15 protein-coding genes and 2 pseudogenes are annotated in these 18202 nt (G+C 39.2%); 6 read left to right on the forward strand and 11 right to left on the reverse strand.

The features are described 5' to 3' along the window. Positions 1-129: 129 nt before the first annotated feature. A pseudogene (ptsG, locus tag MLE14_RS19935) lies at positions 130-2201 on the reverse strand (glucose-specific PTS transporter subunit IIBC). 176 nt (positions 2202-2377) lie between these two features. Between ptsG and MLE14_RS19940 the strand changes: the two are divergent. From MLE14_RS19940 to MLE14_RS19950, 3 genes are all read left to right on the forward strand, one after another. Beyond that, a complete protein-coding gene (locus MLE14_RS19940; RefSeq protein ID WP_243300183.1) occupies positions 2378-3658 on the forward strand; it encodes an MFS transporter in 1281 nt (426 codons plus the stop codon). Between the two features lie 87 nt (positions 3659-3745). Beyond that, positions 3746-4063 (forward strand): YbjQ family protein, encoded by a 318-nt coding sequence (locus tag MLE14_RS19945; protein ID WP_243300184.1) that lies wholly within the window; start codon positions 3746-3748, stop codon positions 4061-4063. Between the two features lie 168 nt (positions 4064-4231). Continuing rightward, a complete protein-coding gene (locus MLE14_RS19950; RefSeq protein ID WP_243300185.1) occupies positions 4232-5155 on the forward strand; it encodes a sigma-70 family RNA polymerase sigma factor in 924 nt (307 codons plus the stop codon). Between the two features lie 193 nt (positions 5156-5348). Here MLE14_RS19950 and cax read toward each other — a convergent pair whose 3' ends face one another. The 3 genes from cax to MLE14_RS19965 all read right to left on the reverse strand — a co-directional run bounded on the left by cax (position 5349) and on the right by MLE14_RS19965 (position 7995). Continuing rightward, positions 5349-6407 (reverse strand): calcium/proton exchanger, encoded by a 1059-nt coding sequence (gene cax, locus MLE14_RS19955; protein WP_243300186.1) that lies wholly within the window; start codon positions 6405-6407, stop codon positions 5349-5351. A 384-nt stretch (positions 6408-6791) separates the two neighbouring features. Further along, complete coding sequence (locus MLE14_RS19960) at positions 6792-7055, reverse strand: hypothetical protein (protein WP_243300187.1); 264 nt, start codon at positions 7053-7055, stop codon at positions 6792-6794. A 232-nt stretch (positions 7056-7287) separates the two neighbouring features. Further along, the gene (locus tag MLE14_RS19965) at positions 7288-7995 is read right to left on the reverse strand and encodes a DNA alkylation repair protein (protein ID WP_243300188.1); all 708 of its coding nucleotides are present in this window, start codon (positions 7993-7995) and stop codon (positions 7288-7290) included. A gap of 195 nt (positions 7996-8190) precedes the next feature. On the opposite strand from MLE14_RS19965, the gene MLE14_RS19970 reads away from it, so the two are divergent. Beyond that, the gene (locus MLE14_RS19970) at positions 8191-9030 is read left to right on the forward strand and encodes an immunoglobulin-like domain-containing protein (RefSeq protein WP_243300189.1); all 840 of its coding nucleotides are present in this window, start codon (positions 8191-8193) and stop codon (positions 9028-9030) included. 391 nt (positions 9031-9421) lie between these two features. On the opposite strand, the gene MLE14_RS19975 is transcribed toward MLE14_RS19970, so the two are convergent. The 3 genes from MLE14_RS19975 to MLE14_RS19985 all read right to left on the reverse strand — a co-directional run bounded on the left by MLE14_RS19975 (position 9422) and on the right by MLE14_RS19985 (position 11800). Next, entirely contained in the window at positions 9422-10492 is a 1071-nt protein-coding gene (locus MLE14_RS19975; protein ID WP_243300190.1) for an undecaprenyldiphospho-muramoylpentapeptide beta-N-acetylglucosaminyltransferase, read from the reverse strand. Positions 10493-10517: 25 nt separating this feature from the next. Next, positions 10518-11036 (reverse strand): hypothetical protein, encoded by a 519-nt coding sequence (locus MLE14_RS19980; protein WP_243300191.1) that lies wholly within the window; start codon positions 11034-11036, stop codon positions 10518-10520. A gap of 80 nt (positions 11037-11116) precedes the next feature. Then, on the reverse strand, positions 11117-11800 hold the full coding sequence (locus tag MLE14_RS19985; RefSeq protein WP_243300192.1) for a CPBP family intramembrane glutamic endopeptidase: 684 nt from the start codon (positions 11798-11800) through the stop codon (positions 11117-11119). A gap of 303 nt (positions 11801-12103) precedes the next feature. On the opposite strand from MLE14_RS19985, the gene mreBH reads away from it, so the two are divergent. Next, on the forward strand, positions 12104-13111 hold the full coding sequence (mreBH, locus tag MLE14_RS19990; protein WP_243300197.1) for a rod-share determining protein MreBH: 1008 nt from the start codon (positions 12104-12106) through the stop codon (positions 13109-13111). 74 nt (positions 13112-13185) lie between these two features. Here mreBH and MLE14_RS19995 read toward each other — a convergent pair whose 3' ends face one another. Both MLE14_RS19995 and treR read right to left on the reverse strand, forming a co-directional pair. Next, on the reverse strand, positions 13186-14124 hold the full coding sequence (locus tag MLE14_RS19995; RefSeq protein WP_243300193.1) for a magnesium transporter CorA family protein: 939 nt from the start codon (positions 14122-14124) through the stop codon (positions 13186-13188). Between the two features lie 282 nt (positions 14125-14406). Then, entirely contained in the window at positions 14407-15126 is a 720-nt protein-coding gene (treR, locus tag MLE14_RS20000) for a trehalose operon repressor (RefSeq protein ID WP_243300194.1), read from the reverse strand. Between the two features lie 88 nt (positions 15127-15214). Here treR and corA point away from each other — a divergent pair, with 88 nt between their 5' ends. Beyond that, entirely contained in the window at positions 15215-16165 is a 951-nt protein-coding gene (corA, locus tag MLE14_RS20005; protein WP_243300195.1) for a magnesium/cobalt transporter CorA, read from the forward strand. A 38-nt stretch (positions 16166-16203) separates the two neighbouring features. Here corA and treC read toward each other — a convergent pair whose 3' ends face one another. Together treC and MLE14_RS20015 are read right to left on the reverse strand one after the other, a co-directional pair. Next, the gene (treC, locus tag MLE14_RS20010) at positions 16204-17892 is read right to left on the reverse strand and encodes an alpha,alpha-phosphotrehalase (protein ID WP_243300196.1); all 1689 of its coding nucleotides are present in this window, start codon (positions 17890-17892) and stop codon (positions 16204-16206) included. Between the two features lie 118 nt (positions 17893-18010). After that, a pseudogene (locus MLE14_RS20015) lies at positions 18011-18202 on the reverse strand (group II intron reverse transcriptase/maturase); the annotation flags it as partial.

An 18202-nucleotide genomic window follows, 5' to 3' on the forward strand; every position in this document is an offset into this window, starting at 1 on the left:
AAGAAATGGGAAGGTGGACACATCCAACAATGGGCCATGATCATGAATCAACTATTAGTTCACGACCACCTGAAGAAACGTGTGAAGAAATATCTAGAATAACTTACACACTTTTCTTGACAAGCCCCCTTATTCACTTACAATTTCTACAACCTTCTCGTCCTTTAATTTTATATGTCCCTGTTTGTTTATTTGAACCCGTTCCTGAGGCCCCAAATTCGTAAAGATAACCGGAGTCATCGTTGATGTTGCTTTTTCTTTTATGATCGTTAGATTGGCCTGTGCAATTTTTTGTCCTGCAGAAACCTGATCTCCTTCTTTTACAAAGACCTCGAATGGCTCACCCTTGAGTTCTACTGTATTGATTCCGATATGGACGAGAATTTCTTTACCTGTCACCGATTGAATTCCGATTGCGTGCTTAGTCGGAAATACATTTATAATTTTTCCGTCTACAGGTGATACCACCATTCCCAAGATGGGCTCCACAGCAAATCCATCACCCATCATCTTTTGGGAAAAAACAGCATCTGGAACATCCTCTAAAGGATGGATGATTCCTTCCATCGGTGCTACTATTTTATCTTCCTGATCGACTGGGTTTTGCAGCGCTTCTGGATTGACATCCTCAATCTGTTCTTGTACCTCTTCCACTGCATGAACAGGCTCTCTCATCGGCCTTGGCGTTTTTCCTTCCATAATATCCTTCATCTGGCCTTTAATTTGATCGGAGCGCGGACCAAAAATCGCCTGAATATTATTCCCTATTTCAAGGACTCCAGCTGCTCCTAATCTTTTTAATCGTTCTTTATCAACACTTGCAACATTATTCACGGAAACCCTTAGCCTCGTAATACATGCATCTAGGTTTTCAATATTTTCTTTTCCGCCCATGGCTTCTAATATATTTGCGGCCAATTCGCTAGAACCGGCTGGTTTTGTTTGATCCTCTGCCCCTTCGTCTTCCTCTTCTCTCCCCGGTGTTTTTAAATGAAATGTCCGTATCGCAAACCTAAAGCCTAAGTAATAAATTACGGAAAACACGAGGCCAACGATAATGACCCACCACCATGGCGTTCTTCCAGGCAACACACCGAATAGTATAAAATCAATAACACCACCTGAAAATGTCATCCCTATTTTCACATTTAACAATTGCATCGTCATAAAAGATAAACCCGCGAAAATACAATGGATTCCAAATAGCAGCGGAGCCACAAATAAAAATGAAAATTCAATAGGTTCAGTTATTCCTGTCAGAAAAGACGTAAGGGCTGCTGAAGCCATAATGCCGCCAACGACTTTTTTCCGTTCGGGTCTTGCTTCGTGGTAAATCGCAAGAGCAGCAGCAGGAAGACCAAACATCATAAAAGGAAACTTCCCTACCATAAAGGTTCCGGCTGTAAATTCAACGCCGTCCCTTAATTGGGCAAAAAAGATTAAGTTATCTCCTCTTACTACCTCTCCTGCCTGATCGACATAGGAGCCGAATTCAAACCAAAAGGGCGCATAAAAAATATGATGTAGTCCAAACGGAATTAATGCTCTCTCAATAACGCCAAATATAAAGGCAGACAAAGCTAGGTTGGCATTTAATAAAGTATTGGAAAATGTATTTAAACCTTCCTGAATAGGCGGCCAAATAAATGTCATTAACGCACCGAGTAAAACCGCCGACGCGGCCGTTATGATAGGTACAAACCTCTTTCCGCAAAAAAGCCTAAATAGGATGGGAGTTCAATATTATAAAATTTTTGAAATAAATAATAAGCCAAGAGCCCAACTATAATTCCGCCAAATACCCCGGTCGAAAGGGTAGGAATCCCCAAGACATTGGCATAGGCTTGATTATCGGCAACCATTTCAGGGGTAATCCCTAATATAACCCCCATCGTAACGTTCATGATTAAAAATCCGACAATAGCAGCCAAACCAGCTACCCCGTCACCCCCCGCCAAACCGATAGCCACTCCTACAGCAAACAGGAGCGCAAGGTTCCCAAATATGATATCTCCGGAACTTTGCATAATATTGGCTGCAAATTGAAAGGCAGGTCCCCGAAAGACGGGTGCAATTTCAAGAAACTGTTCTGTTTTAAATGTAGCTCCCAGACCGAGTAAAATACCGGCTGCAGGAAGAAGTGCAACAGGCAGCATTAATGCTTTCCCTACTTTTTGCAGTGTTCCAAAAGCCTTTTTCAATGGTTAACCCCCTTTATATTTCCATTTTTTATAGTCTTTCTTTTTTTAAATGTTTCATGTACAAAAATCCGAATCAACAAATCATCCTCCAGACGGAGAACACCCCCATCCTAAGCCCTTTCCCTGCTAAATGGGACTATAGGTATGATTAGGGTATCGAATGTGGAGGGGTCTAGATGAAAAAAATACTTGGATTATTTCAAAATGAAACATACCGCAATTTATTTTTAGCAAATGTGCTATCACAGCTTGGCAGTATTATCGGTATGACTGCTTTTACCCTTTATTTGCTTGACCGATTTTCCAGTCAGCCTGTCTATGCCACAATTACAGAAATGATGTATTCACTTCCTACCCTCTTTGTCTTTTTTCTCGTAGGTGTATTTGCGGATAAACTAGACCGGCAGAGAATAGCCTATTCCTGTGATTTAATCTGTGCCGTACTTTCGGTTGCACTTTTACTCGCAATTACAACAGGCTGGATGCCGTTCGTATTTTTCATCCTGTTCCTGCGAAGTGCTATACAGAAATTTTTCTTCCCTGCTGAGCATTCTATGATTCAGGGAATCCTAAAAAGTGAGGATTATGCAACAGCTGCAGGACTCAACCAAATGGTTAACAGCCTCTTTATGCTGTTTGGAAGCGGAATTGGGGTGGTATTATATTGGACGATTGGACTTTACGGTGCCGTCATCATTGACGCTTCAACGTTTATGATTAGTGCTATATTAATCCGGAAACTCTCAATCAGCGAATCGGTTCGGCTTCCAAATGGAAACCATTCATTGAAAGATATTAATTACTCCTTTATCTATCAAAATTTTAAAGAAGGACTTATTTACATTCTCAAGCACAAATTATTGCTTACCTTAATTTTCGGATTTTTCCTATTTGGAATTGTTAACGGCGGATTCTCAGTGATGATCCTCTTTATCTTAAAATATAAGATTTCCCCTGAAAGCTATGAAGAATTATCAGCGATTGTGGGAATTATATTTGGAGCAGGGGCTTTATTGGGAGGGTTTCTTGCTTCGATTTGGGCACAGAAGATGAAACTCTACAAAATGGCGATCCTTGGTCTGTTATTATCGGGAAGCTTTACATTTGCAACTGCCTTTGCCGCCAGCTTCTGGGTGCTAGCAATTTTATTTTTCTGTGTCGGATTTGTCCTTCCGTTAGTAAACGTGGGAATTGGAGGCTGGATGCCAAGTATTGTGGACCCGAAAATGATGGGACGTGTTCAAGGCTGGATCAGCCCATTAACGATGCTCGCCCAAAGTATAATGCTCGGTTTCATTGCAGTTAGCTTTCCTGCTTACATTAGCATAGAAGTCTTATATTGGATTGTGGGTCTTGCCCTAATCATTGTCGGATCATTTTATGGGGTCCAATTACCTAAGTATGCTGATACCGAAACAACTTCTGAACCGGCAGCTGAGGTAAATGCAACTGTATAAGTTTCTATAAAAAATTTTTTAGAATAACCGAAACTTAATAGTGTTCATAACGTAAATAAAATATCGAAAATGAGGAGGAATTATTGAATGATTGTATCAACAACATCCCAATTACAAGGAAAAGAAATTGAACGTTATCTTGGAATCGTAAGCGGCGAAGCGATTATGGGCGCCAACGTAGTGAGAGACTTTTTAGCCGGAATTACAGATATTATTGGCGGCCGCAGCGGTGCCTATGAAAGCAAGCTAGCCGAAGGCCGTGAAATTGCACTCCAGGAAATGGAAGAAAAGGCTAGAAGACTTGGTGCCAATGCTGTCATTGGTGTCGATCTTGATTTTGAAACCGTTCAAAACGGCATGATGATGTGTATTGCCACTGGAACCGCTGTTGTGTACAAAGATTAAGCCCCGCATTTTTTACCTGAGTTTGGTGCAGCCCGCCAAACTCTTTTTATATGAAACAGAGGGACGGTTCTTGTGTTTCATCTTCAAAAAAATATTTTCTGTAACCCGTATCTTTTTTACATGGCAGATTGTCTTGTATATGAATGACTAAAACAGGAGGTTACATAGATGCAAATGTTTGAGGAAAGCAGAAAGCTCAGAAAGGAATTCGAGGTTTGGATTAAGGATTTGAGAAAACCTTTATGGGACTACTGTTTGAAGCTCACTAAAAATGTCTGGGATGCAGAAGACTTATTTCAGGATACTTTACTAAAATCATTTTCCCATCTGAATTATCTATATCAGGCTGTCTCCCCTAAATCCTATTTGTTTCGGATGGCGACGAATAACTGGATCAACACGCTGCAAAAACAAAAACGCTCTGTAGCGGTCAAAGAAGAAATATTTGAAACCATTCCTGCGCAAAGTACCGTCGATCCTTTGGAAATAGAGGAAGGCTTTCAGCGGATGAACGAACGGCTAACCGACCTTCAGCAAGCTGCCTTTATTTTAACAAAGGGCTTTGGCTTTACCAATAAAGAAGCAGCTGAATTCTTATCCCTCACGGAAGGAGCGGTAAAATCATTAATGAAGCGGGCAAAGGATAATTTAAACCAAGAAAGTTCAGCGTCCATTGAAGCGAACAAGCCTGTCACTCCCCTTATGAATGCCTATATGGAGGCGTTTAATCAAAGGAATCCAGATAAAATAGCAGCTCTGTTAGCCGAGCAGGCGACAATGGATATTGTCGGTGTTTCCCACGAATATGGCAAAGCCATCATCAGGAAGTCCTCCCTTGCAGATTGGAGTAAGGATCCGGCTGTTATGTCAGGGGATTGGGTACTGATAGATGAACACCAAGCCTTTGTCGTTTGGAGGGATGATCAAGCCCTCAATACGATTATTCGAATTGAAACCAGTGATGACCAAATTACGATGATTCACGATTATTATTTTAGTCAGGAATTGCATGACTACATTGCTTCACAGTTTAATCGTTTGTCTAGTCAAAACGGGACTTTCTGGGATGAGAAGTGGAAAAGTAATATGTAAATATAAACTTGATTTTACAGATGAAGCGCAAATTTTAGAAGATGATAGAATAAAAAGTCCTTTATATGGGCTGGCTCCAAAGGACAATAATCTGAAAATGAGCATAAAAATCTGTATCAAGAGTCTCTGAGTTTTTAGCTCGGAGTCTCTTTTTGTTAAAAACAGATCTAGTATTGGTCTACTTCTGCGTTTCTTATAATAGAAAAAAGCCAATCCCCATGATTACATAGGCTGCTAACAATGTAAGACCTTCAAACCAGTTCGATTCCCCGTCATTAGAGATTACAACTATAAGTAAAACGGAAGAAGCCATTGCAACCAGTTCCTGCCAACTGAATAACAGTGGCATTGCTCTATCGAAGAATAGAGAAATTAAGACCAAAACAGGCAGCACGAACATAGCTATTTGAATCGTGGAGCCAATAGCAATTTCAACAGCAATATCCATTTTATTTTTATAAGCCATTAATACAGCTGATACATGTTCTGCTGCATTTCCTACAATGGCCACAATAATGACACCAATAAATATCTCAGTCCAGCCAAACGATTCTGCGACTACTTCAAAGGTATGTACCAAATTCTCAGAGATATAAGCAACAGTAACGGTAGCCACAGCGAGAACCGCAATGGCTTTTCCTTTCCCCCATTCAGGGAGTTCCTCTTCATCAACGGAATTTTTATTGCCATTCTGTAAAATACCACGGTGGGTAACAAGTTTGAAGAAAAGCGCTGCAAAATAAAGAACAATCAGTATAATGGATATCCCTACGCTTAATGTAAGTTTTTTTGGTTCCTCCATATTCATCGAAAAAACATCCGGTATAACAAAGGCTATGATCACTGCAAACATCAACAGGCCAGAATTATGCCTAGCATCAAAAACATTAAATTCCTGTCGCTTATATTTTAATCCCCCAATAAAAAACGATAACCCCCCTACGAGGAGCAGGTTTCCTAAAACGGAGCCAGTTAATGAGGCCAGAACAACACCAATGAGTCCTTCCTTCAAGGCAACAATAGAAATAATTAACTCAACTGCATTACCGAAAGTAGCATTAAGCAGCCCGCCAATCCTTGGTCCCGCTACAATAGACAAACTTTCGGTTGCTCTTCCCATATAGCTAGCCAACGAGATAATGGTTAGACAGTAAATAATAAATAGAATGATACTGGACCAATGCATAAGTGTTCCAATGATTGAGAGAGGTACTCCAATGAATGTCATTAACATAAATATTTTATTTGTCACTACAATCTCTCCTTAATTCTCTTACTTTTTTTTCACCCGTATTTTTACCTCTAAAAACGAGAAAACACTATTATTACCATTAATAAAAGTATTGGTCATTTTTTGGTTGCAAAATACTTCATTCTAACGACTATCCCTGTTTCGTATTTACATCCACCAAGGATATCCCTACTTTATTAAAAAAACAGCAACCTCTCGACGATTGAAAAATACGTACAAGGAATTGTAAGATTTCTTAAAGCATAGGCTAGGCATATCAAGCTAAAACAGCCTGATTCACCTAACAAAATGACCGTCGCTAAGCATAAAAAACCCGGCAATGCTGCTGCATTGCCAGGTTAATATTGGTTCCCGAGAACGATCTCATTCAATTTCCAGCCGTAATCACAGAAACTGTCCGCCTGATGCTTTAAGGCGCTGCGCATCTACCCAGTTCGTCTTACATATGTTGCACGGGCAACGATTTGGTCTTGTGGTTTGGAAGCCTGTGATAAACTGGATTGTTGTGGAGAGTCCTACTGAAGTTTTACCATATGCATTATATGCTACGGAAAAAGCATGATCCGCTAAAAGCATATATAACTGCCACGTGAACCGTTCCATATGCATTGACCATATGGCTTGGCATTTCTGGCGTGGCTTCTGCATACCAGTCTCAACCCCCAAAAATAAAAAGCTTGAAGAATCAAGCTTTTTATCTTGGGTAATCGTCTTCTTACAGGTCGTGAAAGCTCAATACCTCTGTAAAAAAATAGCGATATGGGGCTCTTTTTCGTTACTCCATAAAGCGCCCAATCGCCAAATAGCCTCGTTCCTTCCTTGTCAGCAACATTCTCTTGACCTCTCGTTAGCGTTAGCGTAGTTACACTCACAAACTATGCTAACACCTTACATATTTGCGCTTGAAACCAAGCTGCCCTCTATCTATATCCTTTTGAATATTTTCTGAAGCAATCAGGATACTGCTCTTTTTCTTGCCTCGCCTGACTTCAACCGGGCCAACTGCCTTTGCAGTTTCCAGCGCCTTTTCATGGAGCGGCAAAAATGAAATCCCCACTGTGTAGATAAAATTATTCATAGCTGATTTCGTTCGATCTGGAGAATCGTGAATCGTTTTTTCCACCTGATCAAGCATACTGGCAATCTTGCTTGTGCTAAATTCATCGTCCGGGCGATTACCCAAAAGCCAGCAGTAACAACTCCAGCCTGCCGACATTCTAAGTTCTTCACCACTTGCGATCCATTTATCGGCGACAACTTGCGCAATATCGGTTTCCGCCAAAGTTACTGCAACGACATAATCGGACAGCATATAAAAATACGCAGCATCTATCCAACGATCAAAATCAGCCTCAGTCATTTTCATTGGGTCCGCAATAATGCCGGCAAAATACATGGCATCGTAGTTCCCAGTGGCGTAAAGCTGCTCGGCCAAAGGCTGATTTTTCTTGATTTTCTTTGCGAGAGGCTTCATTGCGCCTGTAGCCACGCCAAAAAGCGGCTCGTGTGCACCATTGTTTAGGTATGTCTTTTTGATTCGTTCCTTACCGAGCGCCTCCAGTTCCTGCATGACCATTTCAAAATCCATCGTTTTGCACCTCCTTCTTTAATAATCATTCCCACTACGTTGTAACAATCTTGCTTATATTTTTTATCAAGCAATACTTTAACGCAAGCATTTTAAAGAAATAAATCGTTTTTACCTCGATGGATTATTTTGGAGGGTAAAATAAGGTAACCAATCCATTCTTTAGTCAGACTAATTTAGTAGGGAGGGAAAGAAATGAAGAAAGCAATGACTATCATTATGTGCATTTTATTAATAAGCGGGTGTGGATCAGGTGAACTAAACAATAGTGGTTCTGCAATACCGGTTGATGAACAAAATAAAGGAAAAATTCCAAACGATGTCCCACAGCAATTGAAGGAAGTAGACCAAGGTAAATTGGATACAGCTATTCCGTATTGGAGTCAATCTTACTTGGACTTATTGGATTCAATCTTTTTTGAAAAACGAAACCGTGAAGCCTTTCAACGAACGTCTCATCGCCTCTATCGTACTGGTGATCAGTTTGAAATAGATGCTGATTCTTTACCGCGAGATGGCAGATATGAAGTTAAATTTTTGAAGTTTAACGAAGCCGAAAACCAATTCGAAACAATCTTAGAAGAAACAGTCGATAGAAATGATCCCGATTTCCTGATCGATATCCCAGAACAAGAAAATATCACTTATTATCTTGAACAAATTGCATTAAATAGTAAAAATGAGGTTCTCAAGCAAGAATATCATCGGATTTTTGTCCCATACAATGAGGTAAATGCAAGAATCGATATTGATAAGACCCTGTATTCTTCAGGAGATACTATGAACGTTACCTTAAAAAATTTGGGTACGGTTGAAATCGGTACCGGATATGGCGTGGAGTTTGAAAAATGGGACGGCGAGCGCTGGAATCGATATGAATTTGAACAAATTGTAACGTTGCAGTTAATTATATTAAAGACAGGTGAATCGTTTTCCAAGGATGTTGAACTTAAAGGATTTGAAAAAGGAATCTATCGAGTTATTGAAAGTTTACCGGATAATCATAAAATTTCTGCAGCCTTTACAGTGGAATAAAGATGGATTAACACTGGCTGGCATCGAAGCACGAAGTCAGCCCTTCCTTTTTTCTGTAACCATCGGTTTCATGTCCCAAAACGTTATTGCAATAACTTCCATAAAAAGGCGTCAAACCTTCTTTGGCTCAACGCTACCGTTAACACAACGACAAACATTAAGCTAACTTCCTTTTTTAAAACTAAAAAAAGTTCCTGTCAAAATCAGAAACTACCAATAAATATAAAAAGGACAGCCCCTATTCCCTGGGTGTCTGCCCTTTCAGTCATATTCTATTTTGTTAACAGCTTCTCAAACATCCAGCATTCATGAACCCGCTTGAATCGCTGTTTCATCAAGTCAGCCTCTTTCATCATTGAGTATATTCGAATTTCTGCCAATGGAGGTGTCCCTACTTTTTCTTATATTCCTCAATTAAAGACAACAGTTTTTCCGTTGGATTCTGTACAGCCTGTTTCCTCATCTCATCGACATACTGATAACGATTCGCATATGTTGTCTTAACAAGCTCGACTGCTTCTTTTCCTTTTAAATTTTCATCCTTAATAACTTCAGCATATCCCTGCCGTTTAAAATAATCCGCATTTTGAATCTGGTCCCCTCGGCTTTGTGTATCCGGCAGCGGAATTAAAATCATTGGCTTTCGCAAAGCCAATAATTCAAAAATGGTATTAGATCCAGCTCTGGTTAAAACTAAATCTGATATCGCATATAAATGCGGGAGTTCGTCTGTGACATATTCATATTGAATATAGCCCTCAATTCCATCTAAACTTCGCTCATTTTTACCTTTTCCACAAAGATGAATGATTTGAAAGCTTTGCAACAGTTCATCTAAGTGATCTCTAACAAAATCGTTTATACTCTTTGCGCCCTGGCTTCCGCCTGTAACTAAAATCACCGGCTTTCGCGAAGAAAAACCAGACAGTTCAAATCCTTTATCTCTTGAACCTTTAAACAGCTCATCCCTGACCACAGCTCCAAGAAATATCCCTTTTTCCTCGGGAACATGCTTTTTTGTATCCTCAAATGTATAGCAAATCTTTGTCGCAAACGGTAAGCCAATGCGATTTGCAAGCCCTGGTGTCATATCCGACTCATGCGTAATAATCGGAATTCTTGACCACTTGGCAGCTAGGACAACCGGAACAGAGACAAATCCGCCCTTCGAAAAAACAATGTTGGGCTTAACCTTTTTCAAAATTCGTTTAGCCTGTAAAATTCCTTTCCCAACACGGAACATGTCCTTCACATTTTCCTTGCTCCAATAGCGTCTCAGCTTACCAGTTGAAATCGCATGATAGTGGACTTCATTATATTTTTTTATCAAAGTTTCCTCGATTCCGCCTTTCGATCCGATATAATGTATATTCCATCCACGCTCAAGTAAATGCGGTATTAATGTTAAATTAACGGACACATGTCCCGTTGTGCCTCCACCCGTTAATACAATTGTTTTCATATGTTTAACATCCCTTATGTAAGTTTTAAATGGATAAATCCAAAAGAATCCTTTTCAATTCCTTTGGAATAGGCATCCTCAAATAGAATTCAATCCACTCATCATTCTGCGGATATTTCTCTAAGAATTGCCTTAATAGACTGGCTTTTTCAGTCCTGCCCATTAAAGTATACGCAACAAACCAAATAACAGGATGACCGATGTTCATATTCTCCCAGCGATGATGCACTGCTGAGGGCAATGGGACAAGACCGTCCTCTGTCTTTATTTTAAAATATCCTATTATTTCAATTGGTTTAGATTCCGTGTCCTTAACTCCAAGCAGAAATTCACTCTTAAACAAAGGGTGAGAATCAACTGATTTATCCTCAACCTCCCAATGTTTTAACGCCCTTAAAACTTTATTTTTTTCACTGTCGACAAATACATCCCAGTCGCCCATTGGCACTGAAAAGCCAAGGCTATTTAACAAGCCGCTGCCGCCAATCGAATAGGAAAGACCAGAAGCCTCAAGATCTTCAATCAATTTATATATAGATTTCAAATTGTACTTTATCTCCTTCATCCATCCAGTTACCAACACATAGTATAACAGAGGGACAGAACTGATTTCACCCGAAAAAATTAAAGGATGCCATATAAATGAAGACCAATTAATATGATTGCGATATCCGCCATTATATGAAAAATCCATGAGTTTAAAAAGTTTTGCGAGTACGTATTGAGCCAATTAAATAGAATCCCAGCGATAAATAAACCGGCCAGCGCCAGCAGCATCAGCTCAAATGAAAACCATGTAGCAAAGATCGCCGTGTGATAAACCGCGAATAGAAAAGCGGAAAACACATGCGCAAACACTTTATACCCTGTTTTATACACATTTAGAAAGAGGAATCCCCGAAAATAAAATTCTTCCATCAGTGAATTTCCAAAGGTTATATAGAGAGCCACAAAGATAAAAATTTCCGGTGTTATTCCTGACCGCTCTTGCAAATCATACATGATAGCGTCTGTATCGATGATACTCCTCAACACCCAATAAGTCAGCAGAATGATTCCAAACGCCAGGCTGCCAAACAAAAATCCCAGCCTTACACTTTTCCATCTTACCTTCTGTATATTAAAAGATTCCTTCACAGTCAGCTTACATATATATCTAATATACAAAATAGGAATTACAAGAAAGAAAAAGACTTTAGAAACCGTTTTGATAAAATAATTGACATCTAATATCTGTTCGATTACAAACAGAACACTGCAGCTGCAAAGTGCTATAATACAAACCTGGAAGACATGGTTTCGTGTCATGTAACTCAACCCTCATATTTGTTTATAAAATGTAATATACCAATGTTATTCCTATCTTACCAAATAATGTTCAAGAAGTATCCTTTGCATTTAAAGGTACTTCCCTCTCACTTATATTTTACAATTTGATTACAAGCTGCCCCATAAGGCGTTTCAATTCATAGACATTGTAAAAAGTTCCAACAATTGCTATCGAAGTTTACCCCCAAAAATGCTAACTTACTGATAGAACTGTATTATTGATAGAACTGTATTAAAGATAGAGTACTTGAAAACTGCAAAAGAAAAGGTTGTGTAGTGGAAATGTTCGCGAATGCAGAGATTGGAATTGATTTAGGTACTGCTAACATATTAGTATATAGCAAAAGTAAAGGAATTGTATTAAATGAGCCTTCTGTAGCAGCCATTGACTTAGAAACAAAACAAGTGTTGGCTGTCGGAACGGAAGCGAAAAATATGATTGGAAAAACACCGGGAAGAATTGTAGCAATCCGCCCTTTAAAGGATGGCGTCATCGCAGATTATGATGTAACAACCAGCATGTTAAAAATGATTTTCAAAAAAGCAAGCCGTAAAATGGGAGTATCCTTACGTAAGCCTACGGTGGTGGTCTGCACACCTTCGGGTTCAACATCTGTTGAACGCCGTGCGATTCAGGATGCTGTTCGCAATTGCGGAGCAAAGCAAGTTCATTTAATTGAAGAACCGGTTGCTGCTGCGATTGGAGCAGACCTGCCAGTAGATGAACCGGTCGCAAACGTTATTGTCGATATTGGCGGAGGAACTACAGAGGTAGCCATCATCTCCTTCGGCGGTGTGGTTTCCTGTAATTCGATTCGACTCGGCGGGGACAAGCTCGACGAAGATATTATCCAATATGTAAGAAAAAAATATAATCTCCTCATCGGAGAACGGACTGCTGAAAAAATCAAGATTGAAATTGGGTATGCTCCCATTGACCATACTGAAATGACGATGGAAGTTCGCGGTAGAAATCTTGTGACTGGGCTTCCAAAAACGGTTACTCTCCACTCTACTGAAATCCAAGAAGCCATGAGAGAAAACCTCTTGAAAATTTTAGACGTTATTCGTGCTACATTAGAAACAAGCCCGCCAGAATTAAGCGGTGATATTGTGGATCGAGGCGTGATTTTAACTGGAGGCGGAGCCTTGATTAATGGAATGCAAGAATGGCTATCCCAAGAAATCGTCGTTCCTGTTCATTTAGCTCCAAGCCCTCTCGAATCTGTAGCGATTGGAACTGGACGTTCCCTTAAATTTATTCATAAAATCCAAAAAGCGGCCAGATAATCAAGAATGCTGATAAGATGAAAAAAGGATGGATTAAGCAGTACGTTCTGCTAATCCATCCTTTTTCTAATGCTTTAAAAGAACCTTTTTTTCCAAAAAATCAAGGTGGTAATTAAAGATAAGATAATCGAAATAATAATAGCTACGAAAAATGAGAAATCATGATTTTGAAATGGTATCGGAACGTTCATCCCATAAAAACTGGCCACCATTGTCGGCAATGCAATGATAATCGTAATCGCCGTCAAAAATTTCATCACAAAGTTTACATTATTTGAAATAACAGAGGCGAATGCATCCATCATACCGCTTAATATCGAAGTATGTGTTTCGGCCATCTCAATAGCCTGCTGATTTTCAATAATGACATCTTCCAATAACTCCTGATCATCCTCGTACATTTTCAAGTAATTGCTCTTTAACATTTTCTGCATCACAATATTGTTCGATTTTAAAGAGGTTGTAAAATAGACCAGACTCTTTTCTAAATTTAATAGTGAAAAAAGTTCCTTATTCTTCATAGATTGATGCAATTCATTTTCAATCAAATCTGTCTTTTTGCTAATCTGTTTTAGATATCTCAGATAAAAAGTAGCTGTTAAATAAAGGATCTGAAGAGCAAATCTAGTTCTTTTATACGTGAAAAAATTTTTCACTTTATTTTGTGAAAACAGATGGAAAATAGGATTATCTTTCAAACAAACGGTAATAAAACAATTGTTAACGATGATAATCCCGAGTGGAATCGTATCATAAATAGGAATCTCATTTTCATCCACAGTTACCAAAGGAACATTTACGATAATCAGAATATGATCACCGTCTTTTTCGATCCTTGAACGTTCCTCTTCGTCTAATGGATCTCTTAAAAACTCTATTGGAATTTGCATTCTGCTTCGGATATCCTCAATTTCTTCTTCGGTTGGTGCGATTAAATGAACCCAGCATCCTTTTGAAATTTCTTGCTGTTCTTCAAGTACTCCTTGTTCGTTAGATAGGTATATTTTCAACACAATTAAAAACCTCCTTATTTTATAAGGAAGTCATAAAACCTGCGCCAGATAAAGTTTGAATTTTTATGAATGCATTCAAGCTTTTTTAGGAATAGCTCGGAAATGACTTCCCTTTTAATCGAATCGGGTTCGGGTTCTTTACAACATCGACTACTCATAAAAATTCAACTCCTTATCTCAAAATGGCCATACACTACTATTACTTTACCACATCAATTCAGTAAATCTAGACCATTTATCTTTTTTCTAAAATCTAACTGAAATGCACTTTAACGAAACTTCTTAACGATGTGTTCTTCTTGCAAAATCAACAAATCTGAACTTGTCCAAACGGTGTCTCGATTCGGTATACTGAAAAAGCGAAGCATCTTCTAAGTATACATAGTTTTTAACGACCACGATATGGTCAAACCCCTCAATATCTAAATAGGAGCGGTCTTCATCCGTACAAGGTTCAACTACGATCTCCTTTTTGGCAAAACTGATGTGCAGCTCTAATTCCTGCTCTAAATATTGATAAATCGATTGCTCACATATTTCTTTGGTTAAAAGGGGAACATATTCCTTCAGAAGAAAGTCCCGGTCCAAAATAATACGTTCACCTTGTATTTTTCTAGCGCGTATAACCTTCCATACCTCTGCATTAGGCTTTACCTGAAGCTGCTGCTGCAGAAATTCACCAGGGTGAATTAAACCAAAATCGTAAACAATGGTTTCAGTGTCCCGTCCCAATGACTGTTGCAGTTCTTTAAAACTAACCAGCCCCGATACGGGGAAACTCATTTTTTTTATATCCAAAACCACTGAACCCTTGCCTTTGATTTTTTGAATATACCCATTTTGCGCCAATAAATTGAGCGCCTTTCGAATTGTTTCTCTTGAAGTTCCAAACTTTTGGGAAAGTTCGTTTTCTGAGGGAAGAATCGCATTGGTCTTATAAATCCCTCTTTGAATATCTTGTACGATATGTCTGTATATAGGAGCATATTTACTTTCCTTCAACTTCATCACCTACCCGTATTGTACCACGTAACTTTGAATGTTTTACTCAAATTAAGGGAAACCCATGTAAAGATGGGGGGATATTTATATGATTCAGGTCCTGATTCGGACTGTAAAAAAAGAAATTATTTCTGGTATCACACTAAAAGAATTAGAACGGTCCGATATTGAATGGTTTTGGGTTGATTTTAATCAGCCTAACGAACTGGAGATTGCTGAATTAGAAAACACCTTTCATTTTCATCCATTAGCAATAGAAGATTGTATATCGATTCGTCAGAGACCTAAGCTAGATTATTATGATGGGTATCATTTTCTCGTTACGCATCGATTAAATCCGGACACGTTTGAAAAAGAGGAATTGAATTTTTTTATATCTGATCATTATATTGTGACATATCATGAACATAGCAATCCTGAAGTCAATGATGTAACGAGACGGTTCCTCCATGCAGCAAATCCGGAAGAATGGAACAGTTATTACGTTCTGCACCAAATTCTAGACAAAATTGTCGATGATTATTTTCCGATTGTCTACTCTTTAGAGGACGAAATTGATCAGATTGAAAATCAAGTCGACCGGACCCGAATGCAAGAATTGCTGGAAAGACTGTTTGAGATCCGTCATTACCTTTTGACTCTGCGGCATACCGTCCATCCGATGAGGGATTTATTATACCGGATCATTAATTCAACGAGAATTTTAAAAGTAGATGTAAGGAAGGAATACTTCTCCGATATTCATGATCATCTTTTAAAGCTCGCTGAAATGATCGAGTCTAACCGAGAAATAACGAATGATATAAGGGACAGCTATATGTCTCTAAACTCCCATCAAACGAACCATGTAATGAAGGTACTTACCTTAGTGACTACTATTTTTATGCCTTTAACCTTTCTGGCAGGAGTCTATGGCATGAACTTTGAATATATGCCTGAATTAACCTGGCGCTACGGCTATTTCTTGACTGTTGTTGTCATGATTTTAATTGGCTTTGGCATGTATCTCTGGTTTAAGAAAAAGGGGTGGTTTAGTTAGAGAGGGGCAGTCTCTTTGCCAGACTGCCCCACTTACTCTTATTTCATATGATATACCAGTGATTCATACGGACGGATCGTCATATTTCGGAGGATTTGTTCTGAATCCTTATAATTAGAAAGAATCAGCTCTGCCTTTTCTTTTTCTGTCACCAATTCGGCTGGAACCTCAAAGGTTACTTCTTTTCCATAAAAATTATTAATCACTACAAGCTTCTCATTTCCCATTGTTCTTACGTAAACAAACAATTCTGGGTGATCTGCCATCAGGAGCTGGTAATCCCCGAAGGTAATAATATCCAATTCCTTTCGCATACGGATTAGCTTTTGATAATGATAAAAAATCGAATCCTCATCATTCAATGCCTGTTCGACATTGATCTCTTTATAATTGTTAGCCACTGGGATCCATGGCGTTCCAGAAGTAAAACCTGCGTTTGGAGAATCATTCCATTGTACAGGCGTACGGGAATTATCACGTGACTTGTGTCTCAAAATCTCCAGAATCTCATCTTCCGTCTTCCCTTGGTCTTTCATAATCTTAAACATATTTAATGATTCCACATCGCGGTATTGATCGATGGATTCAAACTTTGGATTCGTCATTCCGATTTCCTCACCTTGGTAAATATAAGGTGTCCCCTGCATCATATGGATGGCCGTAGCCAGCATTTTCGCTGATTCCTTATGATACTCCTGGTCATTGCCGTATCTCGAAACAATTCGCGGCTGATCGTGATTGCACCAAAAGAGAGCATTCCAGCCCCCGCCTTTATGCATTTCGATTTGCCATGTGGAAAGAATCTCTTTTAGCTTTAAAAAGTCAAAGTCAGCAACAGCCCATTTTTCACCATTTGGATAGTCTACTTTAAGGTGATGGAAATTAAAGGTCATACTTAATTCTTTACTTTCCGGGTTCGTATAGCGAATACAGTTATCAATCGTAGTTGATGACATTTCACCTACCGTCATGCTGTCATATTTGGAGAAGACCTCTTGATTCATTTCTTTCATGAACTCATGAATGCGAGGGCCGTCTGTATAAAATCTTCTGCCATCGCCTGGAGGTATCGAGCCATCATCATCCGGGAAGCTTTGATCCTTAGAAATGAGATTAATAACATCTAATCGGAAGCCGTCCACACCTTTTTTAAACCAGAAATGCATCATTTCATAGACATCCCGTCGTACCTCTTCATTTTCCCAATTTAAATCTGCTTGGGTGACATCAAACAAATGCAAATAATATTGGCCTGTTGCCTCATCATATTCCCAGGCAGATCCGCCAAATTTAGAAAGCCAGTTAGTCGGTTCCTTTTGGCCAGGCAGTGGATCCTTCCAAATATAATAGTCCCGAAAACGATTATTTTTGGAGCTGCGGGAGGCTTGAAACCATTCATGTTCAGTCGAAGTGTGGTTAACGACAATGTCCATGATAATCTTAATATCCCGCTTATGAGCTTCATCAAGTAAAGTATCAAAATCCTCCATCGTACCATACTCTTCATGAATTTTATAATAATCACGAATGTCATAGCCGTTGTCCCTTTGCGGTGAGTCATAAATGGGCGTTAACCAAATGACTTCGACCCCAAGCTTTTTAAGATAATCCAGCTTTTCAATGATTCCGTTGAGATCGCCAACTCCATCGCCAGTAGTATCATTGAAGCTTTTCGGATATATCTGATAAACGACGCTTTTTTTCCACCATGGTTGTGTTTGTTCCATATGATTACACCTGCCATATATATTCTTTTTCCAATTGTTTTCTAATCGAGTAGGAGGGGGTGACTAACCCCCGACCTCTCACACCACCGTACGTACCGTTCGGTATACGGCGGTTCAATTATGATGATTGACGCAAAAATTCATATCGTTCCGCTAGACTTCTCAACCCTCGATTTCTCCAATAGGAGTTATGGAGGGTTTTGTTTAAGATTGGACTACAAGCGATTCTCCAGTATTTCTTCCGAGAATTCCCCCATTCGTATGCTTTATGTGGTGGAACCCCTAAGGTAATCAGTCTTTTAATCCTCGT

The sequence above is a fragment of the Bacillus litorisediminis genome, assembly GCF_022808645.1.
Lineage (GTDB): Bacteria > Bacillota > Bacilli > Bacillales > JC228 > Bacillus_BF > Bacillus_BF litorisediminis.

What these genes read in the sequence shown, in the direction of transcription:
- MLE14_RS19940 (WP_243300183.1), top strand. Translation starts at nt 2,378, where the DNA reads ATGAAAAAAATACTTGGATTATTTCAAAATGAAACATACCGCAATTTA.
- MLE14_RS19945 (WP_243300184.1), top strand. Translation starts at nt 3,746, where the DNA reads ATGATTGTATCAACAACATCCCAATTACAAGGAAAAGAAATTGAACGT.
- MLE14_RS19950 (WP_243300185.1), top strand. Translation starts at nt 4,232, where the DNA reads ATGCAAATGTTTGAGGAAAGCAGAAAGCTCAGAAAGGAATTCGAGGTT.
- MLE14_RS19960 (WP_243300187.1), bottom strand. Translation starts at nt 7,055, where the DNA reads ATGCAGAAGCCACGCCAGAAATGCCAAGCCATATGGTCAATGCATATG.
- MLE14_RS19965 (WP_243300188.1), bottom strand. Translation starts at nt 7,995, where the DNA reads ATGGATTTTGAAATGGTCATGCAGGAACTGGAGGCGCTCGGTAAGGAA.
- MLE14_RS19970 (WP_243300189.1), top strand. Translation starts at nt 8,191, where the DNA reads ATGAAGAAAGCAATGACTATCATTATGTGCATTTTATTAATAAGCGGG.
- MLE14_RS19975 (WP_243300190.1), bottom strand. Translation starts at nt 10,492, where the DNA reads ATGAAAACAATTGTATTAACGGGTGGAGGCACAACGGGACATGTGTCC.
- MLE14_RS19985 (WP_243300192.1), bottom strand. Translation starts at nt 11,800, where the DNA reads ATGACACGAAACCATGTCTTCCAGGTTTGTATTATAGCACTTTGCAGC.
- mreBH (WP_243300197.1), top strand. Translation starts at nt 12,104, where the DNA reads ATGTTCGCGAATGCAGAGATTGGAATTGATTTAGGTACTGCTAACATA.
- corA (WP_243300195.1), top strand. Translation starts at nt 15,215, where the DNA reads ATGATTCAGGTCCTGATTCGGACTGTAAAAAAAGAAATTATTTCTGGT.
- treC (WP_243300196.1), bottom strand. Translation starts at nt 17,892, where the DNA reads ATGGAACAAACACAACCATGGTGGAAAAAAAGCGTCGTTTATCAGATA.